General features: G+C 65.6%; 21 protein-coding genes and 1 tRNA gene. 9 read left to right on the top strand and 13 right to left on the bottom strand.

Annotation, left to right across the window (positions count from 1 at the left end; all coding sequences use genetic code 11):
- Positions 1-15: 15 nt before the first annotated feature.
- Genes MHX64_RS06605 through MHX64_RS06595 form a run of 3 tightly spaced genes read right to left on the bottom strand, consistent with a single transcriptional unit; the run spans position 16 to position 1,785 of the window.
- A complete protein-coding gene (locus MHX64_RS06605; protein WP_239356295.1) occupies positions 16-972 on the bottom strand; it encodes a cutinase family protein in 957 nt (318 codons plus the stop codon).
- Between the two features lie 2 nt (positions 973-974).
- Positions 975-1,412, bottom strand: a complete 438-nt coding sequence (locus MHX64_RS06600) for a hypothetical protein (protein ID WP_239356296.1) — start codon at positions 1,410-1,412, stop codon at positions 975-977.
- A gap of 55 nt (positions 1,413-1,467) precedes the next feature.
- Entirely contained in the window at positions 1,468-1,785 is a 318-nt protein-coding gene (locus tag MHX64_RS06595; RefSeq protein WP_239356297.1) for a hypothetical protein, read from the bottom strand.
- Positions 1,786-1,847: 62 nt separating this feature from the next.
- Here MHX64_RS06595 and MHX64_RS06590 point away from each other — a divergent pair, with 62 nt between their 5' ends.
- Positions 1,848-2,030: a hypothetical protein gene (locus tag MHX64_RS06590; RefSeq protein WP_181889426.1), complete on the top strand. Its 183-nt coding sequence runs from the start codon at positions 1,848-1,850 to the stop codon at positions 2,028-2,030.
- Between the two features lies 1 nt (position 2,031).
- Here MHX64_RS06590 and MHX64_RS06585 read toward each other — a convergent pair whose 3' ends face one another.
- Positions 2,032-2,802 (bottom strand): hypothetical protein, encoded by a 771-nt coding sequence (locus tag MHX64_RS06585; protein WP_239356298.1) that lies wholly within the window; start codon positions 2,800-2,802, stop codon positions 2,032-2,034.
- Positions 2,803-3,104: 302 nt separating this feature from the next.
- Here MHX64_RS06585 and MHX64_RS06580 point away from each other — a divergent pair, with 302 nt between their 5' ends.
- From MHX64_RS06580 to MHX64_RS06550, 7 genes are all read left to right on the top strand, one after another.
- On the top strand, positions 3,105-4,055 hold the full coding sequence (locus tag MHX64_RS06580) for a methylenetetrahydrofolate reductase (protein ID WP_239356299.1): 951 nt from the start codon (positions 3,105-3,107) through the stop codon (positions 4,053-4,055).
- Positions 4,052-6,310, top strand: coding sequence for a 5-methyltetrahydropteroyltriglutamate--homocysteine S-methyltransferase (gene metE / locus MHX64_RS06575; RefSeq protein WP_239356300.1), 2,259 nt, complete (start codon positions 4,052-4,054; stop codon positions 6,308-6,310). The genes MHX64_RS06580 and metE overlap by 4 nt, the downstream gene beginning before the upstream one ends.
- Positions 6,311-6,963: 653 nt before the next feature.
- Positions 6,964-7,485: a DUF559 domain-containing protein gene (locus MHX64_RS06570; protein ID WP_239356301.1), complete on the top strand. Its 522-nt coding sequence runs from the start codon at positions 6,964-6,966 to the stop codon at positions 7,483-7,485.
- 154 nt (positions 7,486-7,639) lie between these two features.
- Positions 7,640-8,161 (top strand): peptidylprolyl isomerase, encoded by a 522-nt coding sequence (locus tag MHX64_RS06565; protein WP_239356302.1) that lies wholly within the window; start codon positions 7,640-7,642, stop codon positions 8,159-8,161.
- Between the two features lie 67 nt (positions 8,162-8,228).
- Entirely contained in the window at positions 8,229-8,897 is a 669-nt protein-coding gene (locus MHX64_RS06560; protein WP_239356304.1) for a rhomboid family intramembrane serine protease, read from the top strand.
- Between the two features lie 577 nt (positions 8,898-9,474).
- Positions 9,475-9,681: a hypothetical protein gene (locus MHX64_RS06555; protein WP_181889433.1), complete on the top strand. Its 207-nt coding sequence runs from the start codon at positions 9,475-9,477 to the stop codon at positions 9,679-9,681.
- Between the two features lie 86 nt (positions 9,682-9,767).
- Positions 9,768-11,333 (top strand): catalase, encoded by a 1,566-nt coding sequence (locus tag MHX64_RS06550; protein WP_239356305.1) that lies wholly within the window; start codon positions 9,768-9,770, stop codon positions 11,331-11,333.
- Positions 11,334-11,403: 70 nt separating this feature from the next.
- Here MHX64_RS06550 and MHX64_RS06545 read toward each other — a convergent pair whose 3' ends face one another.
- From MHX64_RS06545 to MHX64_RS06505, 9 genes are all read right to left on the bottom strand, one after another.
- Positions 11,404-12,813, bottom strand: a complete 1,410-nt coding sequence (locus MHX64_RS06545; RefSeq protein ID WP_239356306.1) for a hypothetical protein — start codon at positions 12,811-12,813, stop codon at positions 11,404-11,406.
- 420 nt (positions 12,814-13,233) lie between these two features.
- Complete coding sequence (crgA, locus tag MHX64_RS06540; RefSeq protein ID WP_239356307.1) at positions 13,234-13,509, bottom strand: cell division protein CrgA; 276 nt, start codon at positions 13,507-13,509, stop codon at positions 13,234-13,236.
- A gap of 42 nt (positions 13,510-13,551) precedes the next feature.
- Positions 13,552-15,633, bottom strand: coding sequence for a Stk1 family PASTA domain-containing Ser/Thr kinase (pknB, locus tag MHX64_RS06535; RefSeq protein ID WP_239356309.1), 2,082 nt, complete (start codon positions 15,631-15,633; stop codon positions 13,552-13,554).
- Positions 15,634-17,187: a serine/threonine-protein kinase gene (locus tag MHX64_RS06530; RefSeq protein WP_239356310.1), complete on the bottom strand. Its 1,554-nt coding sequence runs from the start codon at positions 17,185-17,187 to the stop codon at positions 15,634-15,636.
- Entirely contained in the window at positions 17,188-18,642 is a 1,455-nt protein-coding gene (locus MHX64_RS06525) for a penicillin-binding transpeptidase domain-containing protein (RefSeq protein WP_239356311.1), read from the bottom strand.
- Positions 18,639-19,991, bottom strand: a complete 1,353-nt coding sequence (locus tag MHX64_RS06520) for an FtsW/RodA/SpoVE family cell cycle protein (protein WP_239356312.1) — start codon at positions 19,989-19,991, stop codon at positions 18,639-18,641. Before MHX64_RS06520 ends, MHX64_RS06525 begins: the two co-directional genes overlap by 4 nt.
- Positions 19,988-21,343 (bottom strand): protein phosphatase 2C domain-containing protein, encoded by a 1,356-nt coding sequence (locus tag MHX64_RS06515; protein WP_239356313.1) that lies wholly within the window; start codon positions 21,341-21,343, stop codon positions 19,988-19,990. The genes MHX64_RS06520 and MHX64_RS06515 overlap by 4 nt, the downstream gene beginning before the upstream one ends.
- The gene (locus MHX64_RS06510) at positions 21,340-21,789 is read right to left on the bottom strand and encodes an FHA domain-containing protein (protein WP_181889442.1); all 450 of its coding nucleotides are present in this window, start codon (positions 21,787-21,789) and stop codon (positions 21,340-21,342) included. Before MHX64_RS06510 ends, MHX64_RS06515 begins: the two co-directional genes overlap by 4 nt.
- Before the next feature lie 12 nt (positions 21,790-21,801).
- Positions 21,802-22,695: a DUF3662 and FHA domain-containing protein gene (locus MHX64_RS06505; RefSeq protein WP_239356314.1), complete on the bottom strand. Its 894-nt coding sequence runs from the start codon at positions 22,693-22,695 to the stop codon at positions 21,802-21,804.
- A gap of 179 nt (positions 22,696-22,874) precedes the next feature.
- Between MHX64_RS06505 and MHX64_RS06500 the strand changes: the two genes are divergently transcribed.
- Positions 22,875-22,958, top strand: a tRNA-Leu gene (locus MHX64_RS06500).
- Positions 22,959-24,322: the final 1,364 nt, after the last annotated feature.

The raw sequence follows: 24,322 nt of genomic DNA, 5'->3' as shown, positions 1-24,322 counted from the left end.
TGGCGGCGGAGAGGATCAGGTGGAGTTCGTAGAGGATTTGGGGGCCACGGTGGCGTCGAGAAGCGAAAGCCCCGATGCTTCGACTGCCTCGCGCGGGGGCATGCCGCTAGCCCGCAGCTGCTGGAAGCGCGCCACGTGCATGCCGGTGAAGGCGTTGAAGGGGCCGAGCAACACGTCGCGCGCGGCCACGTCCGCGACCGCGCGCAGCACGGAATCCGGGTCCGTCGCGCACGCCATGTCGGCGCCGTTGCACAGGGAGAGCACCTTGCCCTGAAGCCCGTTGAAGCTGGTGCGGCGGGCGCCGGCCAGGCCGACGCGGGTGGGGTCCAGGGTGGTGCCGCCGGTCTGGACCGTCTCAAAGTTTGCGCCCCGCACGCCCTTCGGCGCGGCAGCGTAGAGGCGCGACGTGCGCGCGGACTCGGCGGGTTCGCGCACGGGGGCGCGGGCGGGGTCGGCGAACAGCAGCACCGCGGCGATGTCGTCAGCGCCCACCCCGCGCACGCGCCCGGCAGCGGCCTCCGCGGCGGCGTCGCCGATCAGGTGCGCGCCCTGCGAGTAGCCGATGAGGATGAAGCGGGTGCCGGGGCAGTGCCGGGCCACCGTCTCCATCTCCAGGGTGGCCACGTCGCGGCCGTAGCGCACGGACTCGCCGTAGGTGGCGGCCTCCGTGCCCTCCAGGCCGTTGCCGGCGCTGCCCAGCGCGCTGAACCTGCCCAGCGAGGCCGGATACTTCACGGTGTAGGTGGACACGGTGCGGGCGCCGAAGCGGCGCTGGAGGTCGTCGGCGGGGGAGGACGCGTCGTCGAAAAGCGTCTCGCGCGCGGACGGATCCCAAGAATGCGAAAACCCCGTGCCAGCCGCCTGGATGACGTGCACGGGGTGGCAGCGCAGCCTCACCGCCTCCGCCTTCGGCGCGGCCACCGCCGCCGGGATCAGCGCGGCGGCGAGCGTGAGGGCGAGGGCGCGCTTCACGGCTACTTACGCGGCAGGGCAGCCAGCGCGAGGCCGATGCCCACGAGCCAGGAGTCCTTCGCAATGGCAAGGCCTGCGCTGGACGGGCGGATGCCGTCGTCCTCGGTGTACTGGTCGCCGCCGAAGTACATGGTGAGCAGGCCAGCGCCGAACGCGGTCAAGCCCAGGCCGGCGAGGCGGTTCGGGATCAGCGGGCACAGAAGCGCCGCACCCAGGGCGGTTTCGGCGGAGGCGAGGCCGGTGGCGAACGTCTCGGCGTCGACCTGGCCGAGCTGCGGGATGCCGTCGGTAGCCATATCGCGCAGGCCCTCCGCGCCCTCCTTGTCCACCTGGAACTTGCCCAGGCCGGAGTTTAGGATCAGGGCGCCGGTGGGGATGCGCAGCGCGGCGGACGGGAGACGCAGGTTGATCTTGTCCTTGTTGGACTTCTTCAGAAACATGGGTGGGGTCCTTCGATCTATCGGGGGAAAAGTTGTGCCCCGCCCATGGTAGGGGCTAAACCGTCAGCTCGGGGTGGAGATCTTTCATCCTCCAAACACGGCGGACGTACAGCGCCGCGCAGGCGATGGCCACGGACATCGCGCCGACGAACAGCAGCACGGTCACGGCGGTCCACATGCGCGGGTCGTACGACTGTGTGCCAAACAGTGCGTAGCGCACCAAATCCACCGAGTAGTGGGCATCGCCACCCTCTACCGTCACTTTCCCACCCGCGCCGCGCTCTACGACGCCTGCGCGATCGTCTTCCTCGAACGCATCGAAGCACTCCTCGACGACACTCTCGACGGCTTCGAGGACAACCCCGTCGAGCACTTCGAATCCTTCGTCTGGGCGCTCGTCGAATCGGGCGTGGGCATCCTCGCCGCGACGTCTTCATGGGCAAGGTGCAATTGCTTATCGACGCCGCCGCCCCCCACGGCATCATCGCCCCCGGCCAGTCACCCATGCAGCTGGCAACCGAGCTCGTCGTGGCGACGCGGCCGCTCGCCGACATTCTCCCGGACGTGCGCGACCGCCTGGTGCGCCACCTCATGGCGGGCTGGCGCACCACGGCGTGATTTAGTCCTCGCGCAGCTCGTGGCGGCCACCGTCGATGTCGTCCTCCGCGGAGTGCTGGGGGTCGGTGGCCTTGCGCTGGTCGTCCGCCAGGGTGTCCAGGGTGGTCAGGCCCTCCCCGCCGAGGTCCTGGGAGCTGGTGGCGTCGGTAAGCAGCTGCTCCTCACTCGGCTCATTCGGGAACACGCCGCCCTCAACGCCCTCCTCACGACGGGTGCGATCCCGGTCGTCCTCCGTGCGCGTCGAGTACACGATGGTGGAGGAACCGCGCGTATCCGTCTCCGTGCGGGTCGGCGCCGGGCGGTACGTCTTCGCCGGCTCATCCTCGCCCGCGAGCTTGTCCTTGAGGAAGAACTCCCAGGCCGCCCACGCGCCGCCCGCGAGCGCCGCGGTGGCCAGGGTGGTGCCGATGACCTTGCCAACGCCGCCCTTCTTCTTTTTCTTCGCGCTCTTCTTTGCGTTCTTCGCGTGCTTCTCCAGGAACTCCTGGCGCTCCTTGCGGCTCGGGGCGGCGGCCTCGAACTGCTTGCGGCGGCGGTCCAGCCGGTCGTGCGCGTCGCGAGTGATCTCGCCAGCCTGCGCGCGGGCGGCGCCGTACAGCTCCTCCAGCTCGTCGATGTCGAACTTCTCGTGGATATCGTCCAGCTTGCCTTCCTTCAGGTTGTCCAGCAGGGACTGGTAGATGTCGCGCTCGCGCTTGTCGTTCTGGTCGCGCAGGTACTTCCACGCCTGGTTGGCAAAAGCGGCGGCGAAGCCGATGTTCTTGAGGTTCATGGGTTGCTCCTTGTGTTGCGTTTGTAGATTTCGGGTGGTTACGCGGCCCAGGGTAGCGAAATCCGCGGGGCTCGCCGTTTCCACCGCCGTGCCACCCACACGCGTACCAAGCGTTACGCAAAAGTGAACAGCTTGGTCCATTTTGCGCGATTAACATTCACGCCAAATAACCGCGTGCGCAGCGCAAACATTGCGCAAAACCGACAACGCATTGTGGCGGTTACGTGGCGTCAATAAGTTTCAAGGCACCGTTTAACCACGGTGCAACGAAACACATCAACCCAGCCGAGAAAGGTCCTGCCATGTTCGAAGCCTCTCCTTCGACCAGGCTTTCCGCCTCGGCACCGCTGGACCGCGAGGGCGCGCCGCTGATCCGCCGCCCCCGCCCGAAACGCCAGCGCACCGCCTTAAGCTTCGAGATCATCCCGCCTCGCCCCACGGACGACGCGGAGAAGATCGACCGGCTCATCGCGGGCCTGGCCGAGTACAAGCCGGACTACGTCTCCGTGACCAGCTCGCGCCGCAGCGAGTGGCTGGAGGGCACCGCCGCCGTGATCTCCCGCATCGCGGAGACCACTGACCTGCGCACCATCGCGCATCTCGCCTGCACCGCGGGCACGCGCGATGAGATGGCGGAGTGGGTGCGGGTGCTTATCGACGCCGGCGTCCGCGGGTTCCTCGCCCTGCGCGGGGACCTGCCGGAAGCCGGCCTGCCTGCGGAGCACCTCCAGTACGCCACGGATCTGCTCAACCTGATCCAGGACGTGCAGGAGGAAGAGGCGTTCCGCCTCGCCGCCGGCAAGCTCGCGCTTTCGGTGGCCTGCTACCCCAAGGGCCACCAGGAGTCGCGCAACTTCGACCACGACCTGGACGTGCTGCTAGCCAAGCAGCGCCTGGGCGCGGATTTCGCCATCACCCAGCTGTTCTTCGAGGCCCAGGATTTCCTGGAGTTCGTCGAGGTGGCGCGGCTGGCGGGTGTGCGTATCCCGCTCATCCCCGGCATCATGCCGATGACCTCGCTGAAACGGGTCCGACGCATGGGGGAGTTGTCGGGGCTGGAGGTGCCGGTAGGCGTCGAGAGGCAATTGCTCGAGGCTGACGACGAGTACGAGGCCGGCATGCAGCTCACCGCCAACCTGGCGCGCGAGATTTTGGATGCCGGCGCGGGCGGGCTCCACGTGTACACGCACAACAACCTGGACGTCACGCGGGACTTTCTGGACCGCATCGGAATAGATAAAGGACAACAATGACCACCTTCCCCAAGGCCACCATCGAGGGCTACCCCCGCATCGGCGCGAACCGCGAGCTCAAGCGCGCGCTGGAGAGCTACTGGGCGGGCCGCATCGACGCTGAGACGTTCCGCTCCACCGCACGCGCCCTGCGCGTGAACAACTACAACCACCTGCGCGACCTCGGCCTGACCGAGGATTACGCCATCCCGGCGGACGTCGCGCTCTACGACCAGGTGCTCGACACCGCTCTGACCGTGGGCCTCGTGCCGGGCGGCGTTGACCTGGACGAGGAGTTCGCGCTCGCCCGCGGCAACGACACCCGCGTGCCGCTGGAGATGACCAAGTGGTTCGACACCAACTACCACTACCTCGTGCCGGAGATCGAGGCTGGCCAGGAGATCAAGGCGGTGCCGGAGCGCATCCTGCGCATCGTGGAGGAGGCCGCCGAGGCCGGCCACAAGGTCCGCCCGTTCCTGGTCGGCCCGGTCACGCTGATCGCGCTGTCCAAGCCGGCGGAGTGGTCGCTGCTGCCGTCGCTGGTTGAGGCGTACGCCGAGGTCTTCGCCGCGCTGAAGGAAGCCGGCGTGGAGTGGGTCCAGATCGCCGAGCCCGCCGTGGTGGCCGACCTGTCCACCCCGGACGCGGAGATCGCGCAGCACCTGCGTTCCGCTTGGTCTGCTTTGCTGGGCCGCGAGACCCGCCCGAACGTGTACCTGACCACCCCGTACGGCTCCGCCCGCGAGGCCCTGCCGGTCCTGGGCGAGCTGGGCGTGGAGGCGCTGCACGTGGACCTGTCCCCGTGGACCCTCGAGGCCGACGCCGGCTACCCAGAGCGCGTGCGCGCCGCCGTGCCTGACTCCACCCACCTGGTGGCAGGACTTATCGACGGCCGCAACGTCTGGACCGCCAACCTGCGCGAGCGCACCGACGTGCTCAACTCCCTCGGCCGCGGCGCCGACGCCGTGTCCGTGTCCACCTCCACCTCCCTGCAGCACGTGCCGCACACCCTGAAGGCCGAGCGCAACATCCCGGTCGAGGTCGCCCCGTGGCTGGCGTTCGCCGACGAGAAGCTCGCCGAGATCCAGGCGCTTGTCGCAGGTGAGGAGGGCGCCAAGGAGGCGTTCGCGCAGTCTGACCGCGCCGTGCGCACCCGCGCCGAGTCCACCACCATCCACAACAAGGCCGTCGTGGACCGTGTGGCGGCCCTGCCGGAGGGCGCCGTCAAGCGCGAGCCGGCGTTCAAGGAGCGCAACAAGGTCCAGCGCGAGGAGCTCGGCCTGCCGACGCTGCCGATCACCACAATCGGCTCCTTCCCGCAGACCACCGAGATCCGCAAGGCCCGCGCGGACCACCGCGAGGGCAACCTCTCCGACGCCGAGTACACCGAGGCGCTGAAGGCCGAGATCAAGCACGTCATCGACCTGCAGGAGGAGATCGGCCTGGACGTCCTCGTCCACGGCGAGGCGGAGCGCAACGACATGGTGCAGTACTTCGCCGAGCTTCTCGACGGCTTCGTGGTCACCGAAAACGGCTGGGTCCAGTCGTACGGCTCCCGCTGCACCCGCCCGCCGATCGTGGTCGGCGACGTCTCCCGCCCGGAGGCCATGTCCGTGGAGTGGTCGGCCTACGCCCAGTCGCTGTCCGACAAGCCGGTCAAGGGCATGCTCACCGGCCCGGTGACCATCCTGGCCTGGTCGTTCAAGCGCGACGACGTGCCGCTTTCGGTCTCCGCCGACCAGATCGGCGTCGCCCTCGCCGACGAGGTCGCGGACCTGGAGAAGGCCGGCATCAAGGTCATCCAGATCGACGAGCCGGCCCTGCGCGAGCTGCTCCCGCTGCGCGAGGACAACCGCGCCGCCTACCTGGAGTGGGCCCAGCGCGCGTTCCGCCTGGTCTCCCTGGAGGCGCAGCCTTCGACCCAGATCCACACGCACCTGTGCTACTCCGAGTTCGGCCAGATCATCGACGCCGTCGCCGGCCTCGACGCCGACGTCACCTCCATCGAGGCAGCCCGTTCCAAGATGGAGCTGCTCGAGGACATCGACGAGACCTTCCACTCCGAGATCGGCCCCGGCGTGTGGGACATCCACTCCCCGCGCGTGCCTTCGGCCGAGGAGATCGCCGGCCTGCTGCGCGCCGCTCTGAACCACGTGCCCACCGAGCGCCTCTGGGTCAACCCGGACTGCGGCCTGAAGACCCGCGGCTACAAGGAGGTCGAACCCTCCCTGCGCAACCTGGTCGCCGCGCGCGACGAGGTCGTCGAAGGGCTCTAGGTCCGGCTGGCGGGGCGGAGCTGACGTCGAAAAGCGTTAGCCCCCGGCCCCGCCCTGCCTTTGCCCCGCGAAAGTCGAGTACGGGAGGTCGAGTACGCCCCCTCTATTTGGGCCGGACTCGACCTCCGCCGCTCGACTTTTGGCGGGGCTCTTTCGTTCTCGCCAGTAGCCGGGTACTCTGAGCGAAACAAACAAACATCGGGGGGATCATGGACAGGAGAAAGCTAGCGCAGCTGCTGGTCAGGCCGGGGGAGTCGGACCGTCAAACGTGCATCAAGTTATCCGCGAACAAATTCATCGCCCAGGCAGAATGGTCGCGGCTGAAACACCACGAGCGGGAGTTTCTCAGCTGCTATGCCGTCGGCGCCGCGAGCCGGAAAGCGGTGCTGGTGGGGCGCTCCGCCGCAGTCGTGCACGGCCTGTGGACGCTGCCCGCCCCAAACGCGCCCGTCCTGCTGGCCATCCCAGGACAAAAACCGCCCTCCAGGGCAAGCTGGCCGGACGGAGTCGAGTACCGCAGCCTACGCATCCCCGAGGAAGATGTGCTGGCCATCGAGTGCGCGACGCCTGGCGACGTCCTCCGGTTAACCAGCCCCGTCCGCACAGCCGTCGACGTCGCGCGCCTGCACGGGGTGAGGGCAGGAGTCGTCGCGATGGATTCCCTATTTGTGGGCAAGCCACCGCTGGAGCAGGAACGCATCCAGGCCGAACTCCATGCGACGATCAAGCGGCTGGCAGGTAAGAAGGGGATCGGGCGGGCACGGCAGGCGTTGCGCTGGTCGTCCACCAAGTCCGAGTCGCCGTACGAGTCCCTCCTGCGCGTGATCCTGCGCGAACGCGACATCGTCGTCCGCGAACAGATGTGGATTGGCCGTTACGTGCGCCCCGACCTGCTGTGGGGGCAGGTGGCGATCGAGATCGACGGGCTGGTCAAGACGGCGAAGAAAGACGAGGAGGCGGCGAAGAAGGTGTCGCGCGACCAGCTCCTGCGCGAAAACTGGTTACGGAAGCAGGTCTACGAGGTCGCCCGCTTCGAGCCGTTGGAGATTCTCCGGGACGAGGAGGCCTGCGTCCGGGAGATCCTGGAGCTCAAGGCCCGCTCCGGTCTCCTCGGCGAGCCGAAAGTGCCGGCCACGGTGTTCAGGCCGGTGCATGGGGAGCACTGGCGGAGGTAGGGGCGCTACACGCCGCCGGAAGTCGAGTACTGGAGGTCGAGTACGGCACCGAATCCGGGCGTACTCGACCTCCCGGACTCGACCTTTAGGGCCATGAGACCAACCCCGCACCCGCCCGCACCCCGCACGCCGGAACCCGCGTACCCTAGAGCGCATGACTCAGAAGACTCAGACGATGACTCTGCACACCAATCACGGCGACATTGTGATCGACCTGTTCGGCAACCACGCGCCGAAGACGGTCGAGACGATTACGGGCCTGGCGCAGGGCACCACCGATTACTCCACCAAGAACGCCCAGGGCACCAACGAGGGCCCGTTCTACGACGGCGCGATTTTCCACCGCATCATCCCGGGGTTCATGATCCAGGGCGGCGACCCGACCGGCACCGGCACTGGCGGCCCGGGTTTCCAGTTCGCCGACGAGTTCCATCCGGAGCTGCAGTTCGACCGCCCGTACCTGCTGGCCATGGCTAACGCTGGCCCGGGCACGAACGGTTCCCAGTTCTTCATCACCGTCGACGCGACCCCGTGGCTGAACAACCGCCACACCATCTTCGGCGAGGTCACCGACGAGGCGTCGAAGAAGGTCGTCGACGAGATCGCGAACGTGCAGACCGGCCGCATGGACCGCCCGGTCGAGGACGTCGTGATCGAGTCCATCGACATCGCGTAAGCCACAAAGCGCCACACACGCGCCGCGCCCCCGCCACCGTGCGGGGGCTTTTTCGTACCCTGATCCCATGCCCACTCTCCGCAACCTGCCCCGCACCGCCCCCGCCACCACGGCGATTACGGCGATCTGCACGCTCGTCTTCCTCGTCGCCGCGCTCCAGGCCCGTTCGCTCACGGACGTGGTGTGGGATTCCGCGGTGGGCACTCACACCATCCTGTACGGCCCCGAGGTCTACGGCGCGGGCTACCTCCGCGCGCTCACGGCCGGCTTCATGCACTTGGACATCACGCACCTCTTCCTCAACATGTTCATGCTGGTCCTGGTGGGTGCGGAGGTGGAGCGCTTCCTTGGCTCTGGCCCGTTTGTGGTGGCGTGGGTCGCGGGGGTCCTTTGGGCGTCGGCAAGTGTGCTCGCATTTAGCTTCACGACGCCCACCGCCGGCGCTTCCGGCGCCCTCTACATGCTGATGGCGCTTCTGATCGCCATTGCTTTTCGACGTTCCACGGACCTGCGCGCGCCACTCGCCCTGGTGGCTGTGAACGTGGCGTACACGCTGCTCAGCCCGGGTGTGTCGCTGTGGGGGCACCTCGGCGGCCTGGCGGCGGGGGCGGTGATGGCGTGGCCGTTGACCTCGGAAAACGTGCGCACCCGCTGGATCACAGCGGGGGTCGCGGCCGCGGCGGCGTGCGTGGCCATCTGGGCGCTGACGATTCCGTCGACGGTGCCGGTGTACTAGGGACGGCGCTCAAAGGGGAGGGCTAGATCTGCCAGACGGTGCGGGGTAGTCTTTCTCTCGCAGAGCCGCGGAGGATCGTGGGCGTCTAGCCTCCCTCTCGGACGATTGATTGAGACCCTAGCCAGCGAAAGCCCGGCTAGGGTCTTCTTTTTGGGTTTACACGCGGGCTGAGTGATCAAGCTCTACCAGATCGCCGCCGCAAACCGAGAATTTACAGTCCGAAAGGAAGGCGGAAATTCCCGAACCATATATTTTCCTGAAACGCCGAGGTCAAGCCCCAGAAATCGCCGATTCCAGACACACTTTTTGACCTTTAACCAGACCTTTCAAGTTATCCACAGCGGTTGTCCACAGTGTGGATAACTACACGCGTGTAACTCGTCGAACGACACGTCGAACAGCGAAAATGACACGCCGAAGGAACGTGGCGTTTTCGAAAGCAAACCAGCACATTCCACTGCCCTGTGGAGTTGTGCACAGAGTTATCCACAGGTGTGGATAGATATCGTTCGAACAACGGCGAGTTGGTGTCTGAGCCGTTGGCTAGGGTCGAGTGAGTGAAAGGAAGGTGAGTCTGATGAAGCTTCAGGTGCGCCGCTTTACCAATACGGAGCTGCGAGAGCGTCGACGCAGCTTGCGTGCACAGTTGGCGGAATCCTTGGGAATGGAGGAGCCAACTGATGATGCGTTGAAAGAGCTGGCCTGGTCCGGTGGTTTCACCTATGACCAGCGGGACGTTTACGACGAATTGCGCAGGGTGGAGTCACTTCTTGGGGAGCGGTAGGTGTGGATAGATCCTGGAAACTCGCGCGCCCGCGGAAATCTCTACTGTGGGAAGCGAACCATCAGCAAAGATCCAAGGAGTGAGCAATGGCTGATCAGAGCAAGGCGGAAGAGATCGTCTCCAGGGGCGAGCGCCCCGCAGGCAAGGGCCGCACCACCGAGCTGGGCGGGCAGCCGGTCGCCTCGGAGCACATTTCGGTCACTCAGGGGCGCCAGGGAGCCAATGTGCTTAACGACGTCCACATGATGGAAAAACTGGCGCACTTCAACAGGGAGAACGTGCCTGAGCGCATCCCGCACGCGAAGGGCCACGGCGCCTTCGGCGAGCTGCACATCACGGAGGACGTGTCCAAGTACACGAAGGCGAAGCTGTTCCAGCCGGGCACCGTCACCCCGATGGCGGCGCGTTTTTCCACCGTGGCGGGCGAGGCTGGTTCCCCGGATACGTGGCGCGACGTGCACGGTTTCGCGCTGCGTTTTTACACGGAGGACGGCAACTACGACATCGTGGGTAACAACACCCCGACGTTCTTCCTGCGCGACGGCATTAAGTTCCCGGACTTCATCCACTCCCAGAAGCGCCAGCCCAACTCGGGCCTGCGCGATGACGAGATGCAGTGGGATTTCTGGACCCGCACGCCGGAGTCCGCGCACCAGGTGACCTACCTGATGGGCGACCGTGGCACCCCGAAGACGTCGCGCCACCAGGACGGTTTCGGCTCCCACACTTTCCAGTGGATCAACGAGGAGGGCACTCCGGTGTGGGTGAAGTACCACTTCAAGACCCGCCAGGGCTGGGAGTGCTTCACCGATGAGGAGGCCACCGAGAAGGCCGGCACCGACCCGGACTTCCAGCGTGCGGATCTGTTCAACGCCATCGCGGACGGCGACTACCCGATTTGGGACGTCAAGGTGCAGATCATGCCGTTCGAGGAGGCGAAAGATTACCGCTTCAACCCGTTCGACCTGACCAAGACGTGGTCGCAGAAGGACTACCCGCTGATCCCGGTGGGCTACTTCGTGCTCAACCGCAACCCGAAGAACTACCACGCGCAGATTGAGCAGCTCGCGCTCGATCCGGCCAACCTGGTGCCGGGCGTGGGCCTGTCGCCGGACCGCATGCTGCAGGCCCGCGTGTTCGCGTACTCGGACCAGCAGCGCCACCGCATCGGTGCGAACTACAAGGACCTGCCGGTCAACCGCCCGCTCAACGACGTGAACACCTACTCCGAGCGTGGCAACATGGCCTACTTCTTCAACGAGGAGAACGAGCCGAACTACGTGCCCAACCGCACCGAGAAGGGCGCCGGCTACCTGGACAACAACGAGGATTCCTCCTCCAACTTCACCGACTACGGCCAGGCGGAGAACCTCTACGTCAACCCGGATCCGGAGGGCACTGACCTGGTGCGCGAGGCGTACGTCAAGCACGCCGAGGACGACGACTTCGGCCAGGCTGGCACGCTCTACCGCGACGTGTTCGACGACGCGGAGAAGGAGCGCTTCGTCCACAACATCACCAACAAGATGATGGCGATTAAGCACAAGGACGTCGAGGAGCGCGTCTACGAGTACTGGGGCAAGGTCGACGCCGACCTGGAGAAGAAGGTCCGCGAGTCCTTCGCCAAGAAGCGCGCTGAGCAGGAGAACTAGTCCCCGCACATAAAAAAGCCCGTTGAGTCCGCAACAGACTCGACGGGCTTTCGCGCTATTCAGCAGTGCTTTAGAACACGCCGCGGATCTTCTTGCCGAAGTCGGAGACGGTCACGTCGCGGGAGTCCACGTCCTGGTCGTTGTAGAACGAGGTGTCGCCTGCGAGGCGGCCGGTCTGGGTGACCTTCATGTAGTTGTACAGGCGGCCTTCCTTGGTCTTGCCGTCGCCGAAGGAGAATGCGCCGAGCAGCATCGTGTCGCCCGCGAGGATCGGGTTGGACAGGGTGACCTCGAAGGTGCGGATGCCGCGGTCGAAGTCGTAGCCCAGGTCGCGGATGTGGGTGCCGTTGTACTGGGTGGTGGTGATCAGGCGGTCAACGCCCTCCGGGCCTGCCTCGGTGCCGACCTCGACGCGGAAGGTCAGCGCCGGGAACTCGCCCCAGTAGCGCTTCGCGCCGGTGTTCTTCACGCGCAGTGCGACGGAGCCAGCGGCGCCCGGCACCTTCCAGGAGGAGGCGGTGAAGTACGGCTGGAGGTCCAGGTCGCGCTGGGCATCTGCCTGCTTATCGACGACTTCGTTGACCTCGTCAGCAGCATTCTCCTCGACCTCGTCGATGACCTCGGCACCCTCGTTCGCGATGTCGTTGTTGGTCACGTCGGTGGCCTCGTCGTTGTCGACCACGGTGACGTCGTCAAGGTTTGCGCCCGTCTCGATCTTCTCGACGTCCTCGTTGTACGCCGGGTTCGGGTTCTCCACGGTGTCGGTGACCTGCGCGCCCTTGTTCGGTGCCCAGGAGCCGGCCGGGGTGGAGTAGTTCTTGACGCGGACCTCGTTCTTGATCGGCATGTTGGCGATCCAGGCGGTCGGGGTGGCCCAGGTGCCGTTCGGGCGGCAGCGCTGCTGGGTGCCGGTCATGGTGACGGTGCGGAAGCCGTAGGTGGCCTCGCCGGTGTTGCCGGCCGGCACGTCGTACGGGCCGATCTTCTGGCCGACGGACCAGGACAGGGAGCCGGAGACGTCCCAGCCCAGGGACTTGGCCAGGGAGTAGCCGATGTTGCCCTGCAGGCCGTCCTTGGAGCCGGAGCCGCCGAGCGTCAGCGTCTCGGTCTTGGAGCCGTTGACGGAGGCGGAGATGGTCTGGGTGCGGGACAGGTCCTGGGACAGCGGGATGGAGGAGTCGGACAGGTTGGTGGTGGAGATGGTGCCCACCGGCAGGAAGTTGTCCTTCACCTTGTACACGATGGTGCGGTAGTCCTCGGTGGAGTTGCACACCGGGCGCGGGTTAAGGATGTTGGCCTTCAGGTGGTCGGAGCCACGGTAGGTGTGGATGATCGGCAGCGCGGAGTTGGTTGCCGGGGTCTCCGGGTAGGACTCTTCGAAGGTCTGGGCGGTGGCGGTGATGCCGGAGCCTGCGATTGCGACAGCGGCGACGGCTGCGATCGCGGCCTTGGCGGCACCAGCGATGCGGGATGCGCGCATTTGGCGTTCCTTTCGGGAAACAATTGTGGATTTTTCAAGGGACGGGCTTCTCAACCTCTCAGCGAGGAGCTCTCATATAACACCTAGTCAATTGACAAGGAAGCGTCATAATATTGTTGAACAATCCACCTAATCCGGGGTCAAACTAAAGTAATTGACATGTCGAGAAAGCCTGCTCACCAGTATTAACACCGTTAATTGTGTGAAAAACCGCAGCGCAATCTATCGCGCTATTTAAATACAGCAATCCGGACTCCAGGCCGCTATCTACCGCGTCTCTCAGGTCGCTCTAGGAATATGCTCAGCCTCGAAGGCCCCACCGGCGAACACGTGCCCCCAAAACCCACCCGCATAGCGAAAACCGGATTGTGGCAATTATTTGCCACAATCCGGTTTCACAACATCCCCCGCAAAGAAGGGCTATCGCCACCCCATGGTCATCAGCAGGCCGAGGATCATGCCGGCGAAGCCGATGGCGTAGTTCCACGGCCCGAGCTGCCCGAGCCACGCCAGCTGGTCGCCGGCGAGGTAGTAGAGGATGAGCCAGGCCAGCCCGAGGAGCATCAGCCCGAACATGATCACCTTGTACCACATCGGGGTGCCGCCGGTGTTGACCTTCACCGGGGTGCGGGTGGTGCCGGCGGAGGTGCTGCTAGCTGGGCGGATAGGGTCTTTAGTTACTTTTGCTTTAGGCATGTGCGCTCCCTTGGTGTGTCCGGGCCATAGCGTCGTCGACGCCTAAAGCCCTAGCTCGCGTTGCATGTTCCGCAGCGCGGTGTTCGCGTTCTGGGGTTGAACTGTATCAGCCTGCCCTGCGGCCGCGTTATTCTGCGGGATGAGTTTGCCGGCGTCGAACTTCCACAGGTTGTAGCCGATGGCCTGGTCCTTGCGGATGGTCTCCCCGGAGGCGACTTCCTGGTGGCCGATCAGGCCGTCGTCGACAAGCGCGCCGGTGGGCACCGTCGGGCCGGGCACGAGGCGGCCGTTCCAGCCGGCGTCGCGGAGTAGCTTTTCGGCCTCGTCGGGGCTCTTGCGGGTGATCTCCGGCATGTTCATGAGCATGCCGTTGGACACGCGCAGCTCGATGGTGGTGCCGGATTCCACGTCGGTGTTTTCGCCGGCGACGGCGAGCACCTGCCCCTCCGGCTTGATCGAGTCCACGCTGGTGACCGTGGAGCGCAGCTGCAGGGAAGACAGGGTCGCGGTGGCCTGCTCCACGTTCAGCCCCACCAGGGACGGCACCTGCACCATCTCCGGCCCGGAGGAGACGGTGATGGCGATGCGCGAGCCCTTGGCAATCTGAGTGCCTCCGGCGGGCTGCTGCGACAGGATCACGCCTTCTTCGATGTTGTCGCTGGATTCGCGGCGCACGTTGGGGTTGAGCTCCAGCCCGGCCTTCTTCAGCTCTTCGATGGCTTCTTCGGCGGTCAGGTTGGTCACGTCCGGCACGTCCGTCATTTCCTTGCCGGAGGAGACGGTCAGCGTGATCTGCGTGCCGCGCTTGAGCTCGGAGCCGGCGGCGGGGTTGGTGGAAATGACGTTGCCGCGCTTGATTTCGGGGCTCGGTTCTTCCATCACGGAGACGGCGAAGCCGAGGTGCTCGAGTTCACGGACGGCGTCGTTGCGCGGCATGTCCGCGAGTTCGGGCACCGGCACCATTTCCTCTTTGACCACCTCGGCGGTGTCCTTGTTCGCGGAGAAGTAGTCGTAGACGAACCAGCTCACGGCCACTGCGAGCAGCAGGCCGAGCAGCGCGGAGAGCCACTTCAGCCAGTTGGAGGAGGTCTTCTCGTTGGCGGCGCGGTGGTCGGCGTAGCGCGTGTGCCCGGAGGAGGAAGCAGATGCTTCCCTGCGCACCACAGGTTCACGCACCACATCCCCAACCACAACGGTGTGGTCCTGGGCCGGCGAGTCCACGGCGTGCGCGCCTGCGTCCTGTTCCGCAGCGGCGAGGTGGTTGCGGGCGGCGGTGGTGACGTTGCCGCGCTCGAGAAGCGCGAGGTCGGCGCCCATTTCGTCGGCGGTCTGGTACCGGTCGGCGGGGTGTTTCGCCATCGCGGTGAGGATGACGGAGTCGACGTTGACGGCTTCGTTGTCGGAAAGCGGCGCGGAGATCCGCTCGGACGGCGGCACCGGGTCTTCCTGGACGTGCTGGTAGGCCACGGCGAAGGGGGATTCGCCCTCGAACGGCGGGACCCCGGTGACGGATTCGTACATCACGCAGCCGAGCGCGTAGATGTCGCTGCGCGCGTCGGCCGGTTTGCCGCGGGCCTGCTCGGGGGAGAGGTACTGGGCGGTGCCGATGACGGCGGAGGTTTGCGTCATGGCGGAGGTGGAATCATCCAACGCGCGCGCGATGCCGAAGTCCATCACCTTCACGGCACCGGTGTTGGTGACCATGATGTTGGCGGGTTTGATGTCGCGGTGGATGATGCCGGCGTCGTGGCTGGCCTGCAGCGCGCGGGTGACCGGCAGCAGCAGCTTCGCGGCGCGTTCGGGGGACAGGGGCCCTTCGTTGCGCACGATGTCGCGCAGGTTCATGCCGTGGACGAGCTCCATGACAATGTAGGGCACGTCCACGCCGGAGGTTTTCACGGAGCCGGTGTCGTAGACCGAGACGATGTTGGGGTGGTTCAGGCGCGCGGAGTTTTGCGCTTCGCGGCGGAAGCGTTCGCGGAAGTTTTCGTCGCGCGCCATGTCGATCTTCAACATCTTCACGGCAACTTCGCGCCCAAGGGACACGTCGGTGGCGGCATACACGTCCGACATGCCGCCGGTGCCGATGATGTCGCCGAGTTCGTACCGGTCCGCGATCAGCATCTACCTGCCACCTCCGAGCAAGCTATCAAGGTTGGGCAATTCTACCGCAGGGGCCGGTGAGTTCGTGACCTCGGGCTGATTGCCTATCGACGGCTCACCTGCCGGCGCCCCACCCTGCTGCGTCGGAGTCGCCGCGGACGGCTGCTCCGGCGCGGAAGTTCCGGGGGCGGGCGGCTCGGCGGACGGCTCCGCCGGGGCCGGGGCGTTGTCGGCCTCGGACTCCTCGAAGCGCAGGGTGCCCGGGTTGCGCGGCTCCGTGACCGTGGTGCGCTCGCGCTCCGTGGTGGTTTCGGTGACCGGCTCTTCCGTGTCTTCCTCTTCCTCCGGCGTCGGGGTGGTCGCGCTCATGGTGGGCCGCGGTGTGGTGGGGGTGCCGCCGCCGGTGAAGCGGTCGAACACGCCCTCGGTGTACGCCCAGGCGGCGCCGCCGGCCAACAGCGCGAGCAGCAGGATCGCCGAGATTACTGGCCCTGCCTTGGAGGACTTCTTCTCTGGCGCGTGTTCGCGCGGCGCTGGTGTCGCGACGCGAGAGGGGGCGGGGGGAGCCGGAGGACGTCGAGAAGCAACGGCTCTGGCTGCGGACGGCGGGTAGGCGCCCTCGGGGCGGGAGGTGCGCTCCTCGGCGACGCTGGCCAGCATCTGGGTGGACGCGGTCGCGGACGGCTCGGTGGCCACGACCTGGGTGTGGCCGCCGGGCTGGGCGGGACGCAGGCCCTGGCGGACCTGGGAGACGGCCAGCTGGAACTCGTTGCCGTCGCGGAAGCGCTGGCCGGGGTCCTTGCGCAGGGCGATCTCGATGAGCTCGCGCGCCGGGGCCGAGACGCTAATGGGCAGCGCGGGCGGCTCGGCGGACACATGCGCGAGCGCCACGGACACCGACGAGTCGCCGGTGAAGGGGCGCTTGCCGGAGAGCAGCTCGTAGCCCACCACGCCGAGCGAGTAGACGTCGGACGCCGCGGTGACCTTCATACCCTGGGCCTGCTCGGGGGAGACGTACTGGGCGGTGCCCACCACCATGCCCGTGCGGGTCAGGGGCACGGCCGCGGCGGCCTTGGCGATGCCGAAGTCCGTGATTTTCACCTGCCCGTGCTGGGTGAGCATGAGATTGCCCGGCTTGATGTCGCGGTGCACCAGCCCCATGCGGTGGATCACGGCCAGGCCGTGGGCGGCCTGCTCCAGGACGTCGAGCGCCAGCGCCTCATCCAGCTGGCCCTCGCGGGCGATGAGGTCCGCCAGCGACTCGCCGCGGATGTACTCCATGATGATGTAGCAGACGGTGAAGCCCGCGTCGGTGTCTGCCTCGCGGTAGTCGTAGGTGGCCACCACGTTGTCGGAGTTGATGCCCTGGGCGCTCAACGCCTCGTTGCGGAAGCGGGCGAGGAACTCCGCGTTGGAGCTGAACTCGGGCCGCAGCACCTTGATGGCCACCTCGCGTTCGTTGGCCAAGTCGTCTGCCAGCCACACGGTGGACATGCCGCCGTGGCCGATGATCCACTGCAGCTGGTAGCCGTCGCCGACGAGCTGTTGCAGGTCCTCGCGGTTTTCGGTGTTCATCTACTGTGCTCCTTCCACGGGTGCGGGGGCGGCGGGTGCTGCGCGCAATACGGCGCGTCCGATTGGTCCGGCGACTTGGCCGCCGTAGGCTGCCTCGCCCATGTTGCCACCGTTTTTCACCACCACGGCAACGGCGACGTCCTTGGCCGGGTCGAAGGCGACGTACCACACGTGCGGGGCGGCGCCTTCGGCGTGCTCGGCCGTGCCGGTCTTGGAGGCGAATCCGTTGCCGTCGTAGCCGAAGGTCCACCGCTCGGACGCGAACATCAAGTCCGTGATCGTCGCGGCTTCCTCTTCCGTTACGGCCTCGTTGAGTTCCACCGGCTCGGTTTCGTGCAGGACCTTGCCGTCGGCGTTGCGCACTTGCCGCACCACGTGCGGTTCCATGCGCTTGCCCTTATTTGCGATGGTCGCAGACATCATCGCCGCCTGCAGCGCGGTCATGGTCACGTCGCGCTGACCGATGGTGGACTGCGCCAGCTCGGCGCCGCCGGGCAGATCGCCCAGCGAGCCGGCGGCATTCGGCAGGCCCAGGTTGTAGCGCTCGCCCACGCCGAAGCGGGCGGCGGCGTCGCGCAGCGCATCCGGGCCCATGGCGAGGCCCATCTGCACGAACGCGGTGTTGCAGGACAGGGCGAACGCGGTGCGCAGCGGCACCTGCCCGCCGCCGGCGCAGGGCTGGCCGCCGTCGTTGGTCAGCGGGATGTTGTCCGTGCCCGGCAGGATCGTCTGCGCCTCGCCGGTCAGCGGCGACTCCGGCGTGAAGCCGTTTCGCAGACCCGCGGCGGTGGTGATGATCTTGAAGATCGAGCCCGGCGGCAGCTGCTCCTGCGCCGCGTGGTTCAGCAGCGGGTTCGCCGGGTTGCCGGTGGCCTCGGCCCAGGCGCCCTCGGCGGTCGCTGGGTTGGCGATGCCGTTGGGGTCAAAGCTGGGGGTCGAGGCCATGGAGAGCACCTCGCCTGTCGACGCCCTCACGGCCACCACCGCACCATCAAAACCCGGCTTGGCCAGCTGGTCGTACGAGAAGGCCTGTAGGTTCGGGTCCAGCGTCAGGTCGACGGTGTCGCCCTTCTTGCCGTCCTCGAGCCCGGTGCGCAGGAAGCGCGAGGCGGTGCCGGAGTCGCCGGTGAGGTCGCCGTTGTGGGTGGCCTCCAGCTGGGAGGTGCCGAACTGGTCGGAGACAAACCCCACGATCGGCGCGAACGACCACGGCATGTTGGGGTAGGTGCGCTGGTAGAAGCCGGTCTCTTCGTCGCGGTGGCTCTGCGCCAGCACGGTCCCGCCCGTGACGATGTCGCCGCGATTGGTGCGCTTGAGGTCCATGAGGATGCGCGAGTTGTGCTGGTTCTGCGCGTACTCGTCTTCGCGCATTCCCTGCACCACGGTGAAGTTGACCAACAGCGCCGCGATCATCAGCAGCGCGACCACGGCGCCGTAGCGGATGGACTTGTTCATCGTGCACCCACCATCTCAGGGCGCGCGGTGCCCGCGGCGACGGCGTCGTAGTCCGCGGGGCGGTTCGCGCTGTTGGAGATGCGCAGCAGCAGGCCGAGCAGGATGTAGTTGGCCATCACGGACGAGCCGCCGGCGGACATGAACGGCGTGGTCAGGCCCGTCATGGGCATCATCGCGGACACGCCACCGGCGACCACGAAGATCTGGATCACGATCGTCAGCGCCAACCCGGATGCGAGCAGCTTGCCGTAGGAGTCGCGCGCCTGCATGGCGGTGCGGAACCCGCGGGTGATAAACACCGCGAACAGGCACAGCACCGCCGCGATGCCCACAAACCCCAGCTCCTCGCCGATGGCGGCGAGGATGTAGTCGGAGTGCGCCACGGGCACCAGCTCCGGGTGGCCGTAGCCCAAGCCGGTGCCGGTGATGCCGCCCCAGCTCAGGCCGATCAGCGCGTTGGCGGGCTGGTTGCCAATGCCGTCGAAGTCCGCGAACGGGTCGATGAAGTTGGCCACGCGCTCCTGGATTTTGGAGCTGACCTGGTAGACGGCGTAGCCGCCCACGGCCACCAGGCCCACGCCGATGAACAGCCAGGACGCGCGCCCGGTGGCAAAGTAGACCATGCCCAGCACGGTGGCGAAGAGCAGCAGCGCCGGGCCGAAGTCGTTGGAGATGCCCATGATCAAAATCGCGATCGCCCACACCATGAGGATGGGCGCGAGGTCGCGCAGACGGGGGAAGGTCATGCCCAAAAAGCGCTTGCCTGCCACGGTGAACAGGGCGCGCTTCTGCGCCAGCAGCTGGGCGAAGAAGATCAACAGCAGGATCTTGGAAAACTCGCCGGGCTGGATGGAAAACGGCCCTAACCACAGCCAGATGCGCGCTTCCTCATACCCCGGGGGTTGCGGCCACACCAGCGGCAGGGCCAACAGGATCAGGCCCACCAGGCCCAGCAGGTAGGGGTAGCGCGACAGGGATTTGTGGTCGCGGATGACCACCAGGGTCAGCACCATCAGCCCCACGCCAACTAAGGACCACAGCATCTGGCGCTCCGCCAGCGGCCCGTAGCCGGGGCGTTCTGCCAGGTCAAGGCGGTAGATCACCACCAGGCCCACGGCGTTGAGCAGCGCCACCACGGGCAACATCACCTGGTCCGCGTACGGCGCCAGAAAAGCGATGGCCACGTGCGCGATGGCGTAGACGCCCATGAATCCGCCGATGATGTAGAGCATTTCGGTGGACAGGGTGCGCCCTTGGCTCGTCTCTAAGCCGAAGAGCATGAGCGCAAGAAGCCCTGTGGCGAACAACAGGAGGAGCAGCTCGCGGCTGCGGGATACTAGGCGGCTCATCGCACCTCCCGGCAGGTGTCTTCCTCGGCGCTCTTCTTGTCCGTGCAGGCCGGCAGCGCCTGATCCGCCAACTCATTCAGCTTGGCTAATACGTCGTCGTAGGAGCCGGTGACGTCCTCGACCTCGCGCTTGTCCTTGGGCAAATCGGAGGTGGCAAAGATACTGCAGTCGCCCGGCTTGCTGTCCTTGGAAATCACGCGCAGGTCGCCCTTGGTGTTCAGGCAGGCGCGCTGGATGTCTTCGGTTTTCGCGTCCGCGAACAGGTTGTCGCGGGTGGTGTGCTGCACCACAAACTCGCCGGAGTCCTGCACCTTCAGCGCGTACTCGTCGGTGGCGCGGGACTGCGACCACATCACACCTGCCACCGCGAGCACCAGCAGAAGCACCAGCGTTGCGACGACCCAAGGCCACACCGACGACGGCTGCTTCTTCCCGCCGGCGCTAGGGTGGCCCTCCTCGTCGTCGGAAGCATCCGCGTCTTGGAGCTTGGCCCGGTTGTGGTCCGGGGTGATGGTCTCAGACTTGCGCAACAGCGCTGCGGCGCGGGAGGCGGCCGAGTCCGGGTGGGAGGACTCGTAGCCCGGGGCCAGCGCGCCGGCCCTGACCACGGCGCGGTTCTCGCGGGCGTTGTTCTCGGTGGCCTCAACGACTTCCGCAACCACCACGGTGACGTTGTCCGGCCCGCCGGAGCGCAGCGCCAGCTCGATCAGGCGGTTCGCCGCCATCTCCGGGGTGCCGTCGCCGAGCGCGAGCTGAATGGTCTGCTGGGTCACCGGGTCGCTCAACCCGTCGGAGCACAACAGCACGCGGTCGCCCGGTTGGACCTGGATCAGCTCCAGGTGCGGCTCCACGTCCCGGCCAGTATACGCCTTCAAAATCAGGGACTTCTGCGGGTGCGACGAGACGTCCTCGGGCGCGAGTTTGCCGCCGTCCACCAGCGACTGGACGAAGGTGTCGTCGACGGTGAGCTGCCGCAGTTCGCCGTCGCGAAGCAAATAGCCCCGGGAATCGCCCACGTGGATCAGGCCGAGCTCGCGGCCGTTGAACATCGTCGCGGTGAGCGTGGTGCCCATGCCGGCCTGCTCGGGGTGCTCGGCCACAGACGCCTCGATCGCGGCGTTGCCGTCCTCCGCCGCCGCGCCCAGAAGCGCGAGCATGTCCGCGTCCTCGGGGTCGCGGTCCAGGTGCTCGAGGTGCTCGACCATGAGCTGGCTGGCCACCTCGCCGGCGGCGTGGCCGCCCATGCCGTCCGCGAGCACCAGCAGGTTGGGGCCTGCGTACGCGGAGTCCTCGTTGTTGGCGCGGACCAGGCCCCGGTCGGACACGGCCACGAAATCTAGCGCGAGCTTCACGGCATCAGCCTCACAATCGTGCGTCCCATCTTCATGTCCGTGCCCACGGTCACCCGCTCAGGCTGATCAATGCGCACCCCGTTGACGAAGGTGCCGTTGCGCGAATCCAGGTCCTCCACGAACCAGTCGCTGCCCCTGCGGAACAGGCGCGCGTGGCGCGAGGAGGCGAAATCATCGCCCAGCTGGAAATCGTTGTCTCCCGCTCTGCCAACAGTCAAGTCTTCTAAGCTGGCAATTTCCATGTGGGAGCCTTGCAGCGGCCCCTCAACTACCGCAAGGGTGCGGGCTTTCTCCCTGGGGGCGGGGGCGGAGGCACTTGCTTGACGACGCACCGCGCCACCCGCCGACACCACATCCTTCCTCTGCGTCCACATCACCAGGAAAATGAACACCCAGAGCAAGGCCAGAAGGCCGAAGCGGGCGCTGAGGATCATGGTCGAGTCCATGGCAAACCCTTCTTACGGGCGGAAGTATTCGGTGCTGGGGTGCGCCACCGAGTCCGTGAACTGCGGCTCGTTCGCACCGGCCTGCGGCTGGTCCTGACTGCCGACGATGCGCACCTCAATATTGGAGTGCCCCAGCGTGATCACGTCGCCGTCCGCCAGCATCCAGTTCTCCACCGGCTCGTCGTTGACCGTGGTGCCGTTGGTGGACTGCAGATCCACCAACACCGCCACCTGGCCGTCCCAGGTGATCTCCGCGTGCTGGCGCGAGACACCGGTGTCCGGCAGGCGGAAGTCCGAATCGTTGGAGCGGCCCAGGATGTTGGAGCCCTCGTGGACCAGGTACGTGCGCGACGAGCCGTCCTGAAGCAGCAGGCTCACCGTGGTTGCCTCAGGGTTGGCGGCAGCCTGCGGGTCCTGCGGCTGGTTGGCGTTAGGTTCGGACATTGCATCCTCCTTCAATTGCGAGCGCGAGGCCTTGCGCTTCTTCGGCTCCGCCACGATGGCGTCGAAGCCGCTGACCACATCCGGCATGGTGTCGATGTAGCTAGACACCCGGAGCTGGCCAGTGCGCAGACCCGACTCCTCCGCGATACGCACAACAACAGGGCCATCCAAAAACCATTGTTTGTTGCGCACGTAGCGCATGAGTTGATCGGCGAGGTCCACAGGAAGATCGCGGTTCTGCGACAGGTTCTCCAAGTCCTTCGAAGACACACCCACCGCGTACACGTTCGGGGCGACATACTCGTCCTTATCCGTGACCACCAGCGAGTCCTGGGCTTCCTGCTTGACCAGCTCCTCAATTTCTTCAGGCACAACCTTGCCGCCGAACAGCGCCGCCATGGAATTGTCCAAGCCGCGCTGCAGAGAACTGTCCAGCTTTGCCAGCCTGTCCATCACTGCCATTTCCTGCGCACCTCCTTTCTTCACATCAGAATTTAAGTAACCCGGACAGTATAGGTGCCGGACCCGACACCACCTATCCGCGCAGCGTGTCGGCCCCGTTATAGACGCGGGGTAAAAGGCGGTGTGCGCTGGCGATTTGTAGTTTTTGTGAGCTGCGTTCTATATTAATCAAGTCGCCCGCCCGGGTGGCGGAATTGGCAGACGCGCTGGCTTCAGGTGCCAGTGTTCGCAAGAACGTGGGGGTTCAAGTCCCCCCCCGGGCACAAACAAGTCTCGAGACATCGTTCCTACGGTGTCTCGAGATTTTTGCTTTCTGAGTTGCCCCGGGGTGGGGTGATTTGTGGGGTTTTGAGGGCTATTGAGCGCCAGATCTGGGTCTGCTGAAACGGAGGACAGATTGCCCCGGGGCGTGGTGGGTCTGGCTCCTAGGTGGGGTGATGCGGAAGCAGCCTAGGGATCGCTGCGTTCGGTGCCCAGAGATGCGGAGGTAGAGGCTATTGCCGATCGACGAGCGTTCCGTTGCCGCTCTCGGCTTTCGCGTAACGCATGGCGGAACGATGTCTCGAGAGATGGCTATTCGCGCTGGCGGGGCACTTCTCGCACGGGTGTGTCCACCAGAACGATGTGGTGAGACATCTGTGCAGCATGAACCGGAACGATCTCATGAGACATGCACGATGTCACAGTGTGTTGTCTTGAAACATCGTTCTTGCGGTGTCTCGAGATCGTTTCGTTCTCGGTGTTGCCCCGCGTTGGTCAGATCCTCACGGGAAGAACCAGAACGATCCCATGCCACATACAGATCGCCTACTGGTTGTTTCACGGCGTGTGAGCGGTGAATGTACGTGTGCGATGGGGCACGATCTTTCTAAGGTCGGGTGGACCGGACGTTAGTGAATCAATGAAGGTTGTGCGCTCAATGATCCCTTCGCGTCATCTTCCTTCGGAATTAGTGCATTAGTACTGCGAAAACGTTACTATAACCATGGTTTTAGTCCGCACCAGATTTATAGGAGACGAAAGTGCCGGATCCAAACGTAACCAGAAAAAAGAGCGCGAGACGGCAACTTCTAGCGGTCGTATCAACGATTTCGCTCGGTCTTGGTCCGATAGTTGTCGAAGGCGGCGGTCTAGGTGTTCCACTGGCATCTGCGCAGCCTGCGGTGGGCACGGCTCCCGGCACTCCGTCATACGGGTCGAATACGTGGGACGTTAATATCACGGTTGGCCAGTACGGTGGAGTGCAATCTCTCAACGCCATCAAACTGCACGCTGGCCCGGATGCAAGTGGTCATTTTTCCAATAGCGGAACCTACACCGTTTCAGTGATGGGGGAAACCTATAGGATCCCTTTTTCCCGACTTTTAAATGACGGAAAATCCGTCCTTCTCTACTTCCCTGAGCTGGTTACACTGAGTGGCGGCAACCAGGTCATCCAGGTGAGCTACGAGGGTGATGATGCGTCGACGCTACCTGGGGCGATTTCCGTGGGCTACGTATTTCCCGCTCCCGCGGCGAACGGGCCGGAGCTTGATGTGTATGCCGATCCACAAAATCCGGATCCGCTTAAAGCTCCAGCAGAGAACTGCGTTGCACCGAGTACGGAGGTAACAACATGGATCTCCAT

This window comes from Corynebacterium sp. ACRPZ (genome assembly GCF_022346205.1).
GTDB classification, from domain to species: domain Bacteria; phylum Actinomycetota; class Actinomycetes; order Mycobacteriales; family Mycobacteriaceae; genus Corynebacterium; species Corynebacterium lehmanniae.
Note: the sequence above shows the minus strand (reverse complement) of the source record. Positions and strands in the feature narration are given on the sequence as shown.